Genomic DNA, 4,251 nt, shown 5'->3' on the forward strand with positions numbered 1-4,251 from the left:
CGTTGTGGTGGGCGGCACGATCCCGCATGCCGACGTGCCGAAACTGCTTGCGGCAGGGGCTGCCGCCGTGTTTCCCACCGGCACTCCACTGGACGATCTGGTGCGTGACGTGCGCGCGCTCACGGAAAAGGTGGCGGAGCAATGAGACTCGGGCGGGCGAAGCGGGGCGGGCAATGAGACTGGGCGTGATGATCGGGGCCGAGCGCGGCGACATGGCGCGCAAGGTCTCCAAGCTGGTGTCCGACATCGAATGGGCCGAGTCCGCAGGCATGGACACTGCCTGGATGCCGCAGGTACCCAACGACTTCGACGCGCTGACCATGGTGGCGGTGATGGCCGCGCACACGTCGCGCATCGAGCTGGGCACCGCCGTGGTGCCGTTGCAAGCTCAGCATCCGATCGCCCTTGCACGCCAAGCGTTGTCGGTGCACGCGATGGCGGCCGGCCGGACTGCACTCGGTGTGGGTCCGTCACACCACTGGATCGTGCGTGACATGCTCGGCGTACCTTACGAAAAGCCCGCCGCCTACACCCGCGACTACCTCGAGGTGCTCAACGCCGCACTCGCCGGTCCCGGGCCCGTGGACGTCGAGAACGACTCCTTCACCGTGCACAATCCGACTGTGCTGGGCGCTGATTCGCCGATGCCGGTGCTGGTTGCCGCACTGGGTCCGGTGATGCTGCAGATTGCGGGCGAACTCGCCGACGGCACCGTGCTGTGGATGGCCGACGAGCGCGCCATCGGCGACCACATCGCTCCGAGGATCACCAAGGCGGCGGCCGACGCGGGCAGACCCGCGCCCCGGATCGTCGCAGGCATCCCGGTGTGTCTGTGCGCCAACTCCGAGATCGACGCGGCCAAGGAGCGGGCGAACCGGATCCTGTCCGAAGCCGAGACCTCGCCCAACTACCAGAAGCTGTTGGATCGTGGCGATGCCCGCAATGTCGGCGATCTGTGTGCCGCCGGCGATGAGGAGTCGATCCTGGCGCGGTTCAAGCAGTTCGCCGATGCCGGGGTGACCGACCTTTCGGTGCGACTGCTGCCGATCGGTGACACCCGCGACGAGCTCATCGCGTCCAAGTACCGCACCAGGGAGATGATCGGCGAGCTCGCCAAGGCCGTGCGATGAGCGCTCGCGCGAAGAGCCGAGGGCGCAGATGACGGGTCCGCTCGAAGGCATTCGCATCCTCGAGGTTGGCCACATGCTGGCGGGTCCGTACGCCACGATGATGCTCGCCGACCTCGGTGCCGACGTCACCAAGATCGAGCCGCCGGGCGGAGACATCTCGCGGCAGGTGAGCGACAGCTACTTCGCCAGCCTCAACCGCGGAAAGCGCAGCGTCTGCCTCGAACTCGCCACCGAGGAGGGACAGCGCAGGCTGGGTGAGCTCGTTGCGGAATCGCATGCGCTACTGGTCAACCTGAAGCCGTCCGGCATTCACAGGCTCGGTCTGACCTATGAGGCGCTGCGTCGGCACAACGAGAAGATCGTGTGCGTCGCGCTGACGGGATACGGACTCGAGGCGGGCGATGATCCCGCGTTCGACTACGTGATTCAGGCCGCCACGGGAATCGCCTCGTTGACCGGCGACCCCGACGGGCCGCCCACCCTCCCTGGATATTCGTCGGCCGACAACTCCACTGGGCTGACGGCCGCCCTAGGGCTTCTCGCGCAGATCGTCTCTGGCCGCGGCGGCCAGGTCGATGTCTCGCTGCGTGACGTCATGCTGTCGCAGCTGAACTACCGGGCGTCGGCCTACCTCAACGACGGCATCGAACCGCGCCGCCACCCGAATGGTGCGCACTCGTATTACGTTCCGGCGCAACTGTTCGACACGGCCGAGGGCTACCTGGCGCTGTTCATCACCCACGACGGCTTCTGGCGGCTGTTCTCCGCCGAGGCAGGCGTCACGGGGTTTGCGACGATGGCCGAGCGTGCCGCCAACCGCGACGAGGTACTCGCGGCCGTTTCCGCGGTGCTGGCGTCGGACACGGCGGTTGGCTGGGAAGCGCGGCTGCGTCCACTCGGCATCCCGGCGGCCGCGGTGCGCACACTGCCCGAGGCGTTGCGGCTCACTCCAGAGGTCGTGGTGACGGCAGGGGAGTTCGATCTGGTGCGCAGCCCCATCCGCGTCCTCGGCTACGACCCCGAGTATGGAGCGCCGCCGAAGCTGGGCGAGCACTCCCGCCCCACCGAGGGTCAGTCCTCGTAATCGACGGTGACGTAGTCCGTGTCGGGAACGGCTTGACAGGTCAGCACGTAGCCGTCCGTGACCTCGTCGTCGTCCAGCGCATCGTTGACGCGCATGGTCGCGGTGCCGTCGGTCAGCTTCGCCATGCACGTGCCGCAGTTGCCCGCTTCGCAGGAGAACGGTGGCGTCAGACCGGCCCGCCGCGCGCTCTCGAGCAGAGTCTCACCGGGCATCGGCTTGACCGACGTCTTCTGGCGGTCGAGGAGGATCGTCACCTCGCCCCCGGCCTCTTGGCTCGGTACGGGGTCTGCGGTCATCTAAGCACTCCTGGCATCGTCATTCTGTCTATGTGAGAATACTATTCTCCATAATCGATAGGATATTCTCAACCCTGCGAGCGAAAGGCGGGAGGTCGGGTTGCGGTGATCGAAGAATCGCGCATGGGTGAAGCGCCCGTCCTCGCCTTCGGAGATCGGGAGTACACCCGCGCCGAGCTCGACGCGCTGGTCAGCGGCATGGCGACCACGTTAGAACACCGCGGGGTCCGCGCCGGCGATCGCGTCGCCCTGATGTCGTCCAATCGGCCCGAGTTCGTCGTCGCGATGAACGCCATCTGGGCACTTGGCGCCGCCGTCGTACTCGTTAGCACCTCCTGGAAGCGGGCCGAGGTGGCACACGCGCTGGCACTGACAGGGCCTGCCCATGCCGTCGGCGACAACGCGGTGCTCGGCGATCTGATGCCGATGCTGCGCCTCGACGAGCCCATCGCGCCCGGCCGTCGGGAATTCGCCACGATCAGCCCCGACTCCGACGCGCTGTTCGTGTTCAGTTCGGGGACGACCGGAATGCCGAAGGCGGTCAGGCACACGCACGGCGCCTTCGCGGCGGCCGTCGCGCACTGGCGGGCGGCGCTGGACCTGTCCTCGACTGACCGCATGCAGATCATGACCCCGCCGTCGCACATCCTCGGCCTGCTGAACATCGCCACCGCGTTGGCTGCAGGTGCCTGGATCCGGCTGCACCCACGCTTCGACGTCGACGAGATGCTGCGCCACATCGAAGCCGACCGCATCACCGTCGAGATGGCGGTTGCGCCGATCGCCCTCGCCCTCGCCGCTCATCCCGGGTTGGAGTCCTACGACCTCTCGTCGCTGCGCTACGTGATGTGGTGCGCCACGCCCGTCACGACGAGCGTCGCGGACGAAGTCACCAGGCGGACCGGCATCACGTGGGTGACGGCATACGGCGCAAGCGAATTGCCGGTCATCTCGTGCAACGCCCTCGATGGCGAGCACCTGGACACCGTCGGCCGTGCGGTGAGGGGTGTCGAGATCAGGGTGGTCTCACTGGTGACCGGCGAGCCGGTGTTCCCGGGTGAGGTCGGCGAGATTCAGGTCAGGTCCGCGTCCGCGATGGCCGGCTACCTTCCCGACGAGGCCACCGAAACGGCCTTCAGTGACGGCTGGTACCGCAGCGGCGACGTCGGCTATCTCGATGCCGAGGGCTGGCTGCGAATCACCGACCGGGCCAAGGAAATGATCAAGGTGCGTGGCTTCCAGGTGGCGCCCGCCGAAATCGAGGCCGTCCTGCACGGCCACCCCTCGGTCGGCGACTGCGCGGTGTTCGGAGTGCCCGACCCGGCGAACGGTGAAGCAGTCGTCGCGGCGGTCACGCGATGCGCCCCCGTCGAAGCCGACGAGTTGATCCAGCTGGTCGCCGACCGGCTCGCGTCCTACAAGCGGCCGAGCCAGGTGGTCTTCGTGCCCGAGATTCCCCGTCTCCCTTCAGGAAAGGTATTGCGTCGAGTGCTCAAGGAGCGACTGTGGACGTCCGTCTGACCTCCGAACAACGACAATTGCGCGAGGAGGCGGCCAAGCTGGCCGACGACCTCGGCCCGGGATCGGTCGCCGATCTCGACGATGACAGCCGCGTCGCGCGGCTCGAGAAGACCGTTCAGGCCACCGGCTGGCGATCGCTGCGATCCGACGAAGCGACGGGCGTCGAGGTTGCCCTCGTCGTCGAGGAGTTCGCCCGTGGACTCGTCGACGTCCCGTTCCT

4 protein-coding genes and 2 pseudogenes are annotated in these 4,251 nt (G+C 67.4%); 5 read left to right on the forward strand and 1 reads right to left on the reverse strand.

What is annotated here, in order from left to right:
* The 3 genes and pseudogenes from QOD90_RS06550 to QOD90_RS06560 form a co-directional block, all read left to right on the forward strand.
* Positions 1–145, forward strand: a pseudogene (locus tag QOD90_RS06550) (methylmalonyl-CoA mutase); the annotation flags it as partial.
* A 28-nt stretch (positions 146–173) separates the two neighbouring features.
* Positions 174–1,130 carry an LLM class F420-dependent oxidoreductase gene (locus QOD90_RS06555; RefSeq protein ID WP_526347855.1) on the forward strand — a complete coding sequence of 319 codons (957 nt, stop codon included), beginning with the start codon at positions 174–176 and terminating at the stop codon, positions 1,128–1,130.
* A gap of 28 nt (positions 1,131–1,158) precedes the next feature.
* On the forward strand, positions 1,159–2,214 hold the full coding sequence (locus QOD90_RS06560) for a CaiB/BaiF CoA transferase family protein (RefSeq protein WP_526347857.1): 1,056 nt from the start codon (positions 1,159–1,161) through the stop codon (positions 2,212–2,214).
* Here the strand turns inward: QOD90_RS06560 and QOD90_RS06565 are convergent.
* Positions 2,202–2,510: a 2Fe-2S iron-sulfur cluster-binding protein gene (locus tag QOD90_RS06565; protein ID WP_526347859.1), complete on the reverse strand. Its 309-nt coding sequence runs from the start codon at positions 2,508–2,510 to the stop codon at positions 2,202–2,204. The two genes, QOD90_RS06560 and QOD90_RS06565, sit on opposite strands and share 13 nt — an antisense overlap.
* A gap of 123 nt (positions 2,511–2,633) precedes the next feature.
* Here QOD90_RS06565 and QOD90_RS06570 point away from each other — a divergent pair, with 123 nt between their 5' ends.
* Together QOD90_RS06570 and QOD90_RS06575 are read left to right on the forward strand one after the other, a co-directional pair.
* Positions 2,634–4,031 carry a class I adenylate-forming enzyme family protein gene (locus tag QOD90_RS06570; RefSeq protein ID WP_526347861.1) on the forward strand — a complete coding sequence of 466 codons (1,398 nt, stop codon included), beginning with the start codon at positions 2,634–2,636 and terminating at the stop codon, positions 4,029–4,031.
* A pseudogene (locus tag QOD90_RS06575) lies at positions 4,016–4,251 on the forward strand (acyl-CoA dehydrogenase family protein); the annotation flags it as partial. The gene QOD90_RS06570 and the pseudogene QOD90_RS06575, both read left to right, overlap by 16 nt.

The organism is Mycobacterium sp. (assembly GCF_032161845.1).
Lineage (GTDB): Bacteria > Actinomycetota > Actinomycetes > Mycobacteriales > Mycobacteriaceae > Mycobacterium.

What these genes read in the sequence shown, in the direction of transcription:
- QOD90_RS06555 (WP_526347855.1), top strand. Translation starts at nt 174, where the DNA reads ATGAGACTGGGCGTGATGATCGGGGCCGAGCGCGGCGACATGGCGCGC.
- QOD90_RS06560 (WP_526347857.1), top strand. Translation starts at nt 1,159, where the DNA reads ATGACGGGTCCGCTCGAAGGCATTCGCATCCTCGAGGTTGGCCACATG.
- QOD90_RS06565 (WP_526347859.1), bottom strand. Translation starts at nt 2,510, where the DNA reads ATGACCGCAGACCCCGTACCGAGCCAAGAGGCCGGGGGCGAGGTGACG.
- QOD90_RS06570 (WP_526347861.1), top strand. Translation starts at nt 2,634, where the DNA reads ATGGGTGAAGCGCCCGTCCTCGCCTTCGGAGATCGGGAGTACACCCGC.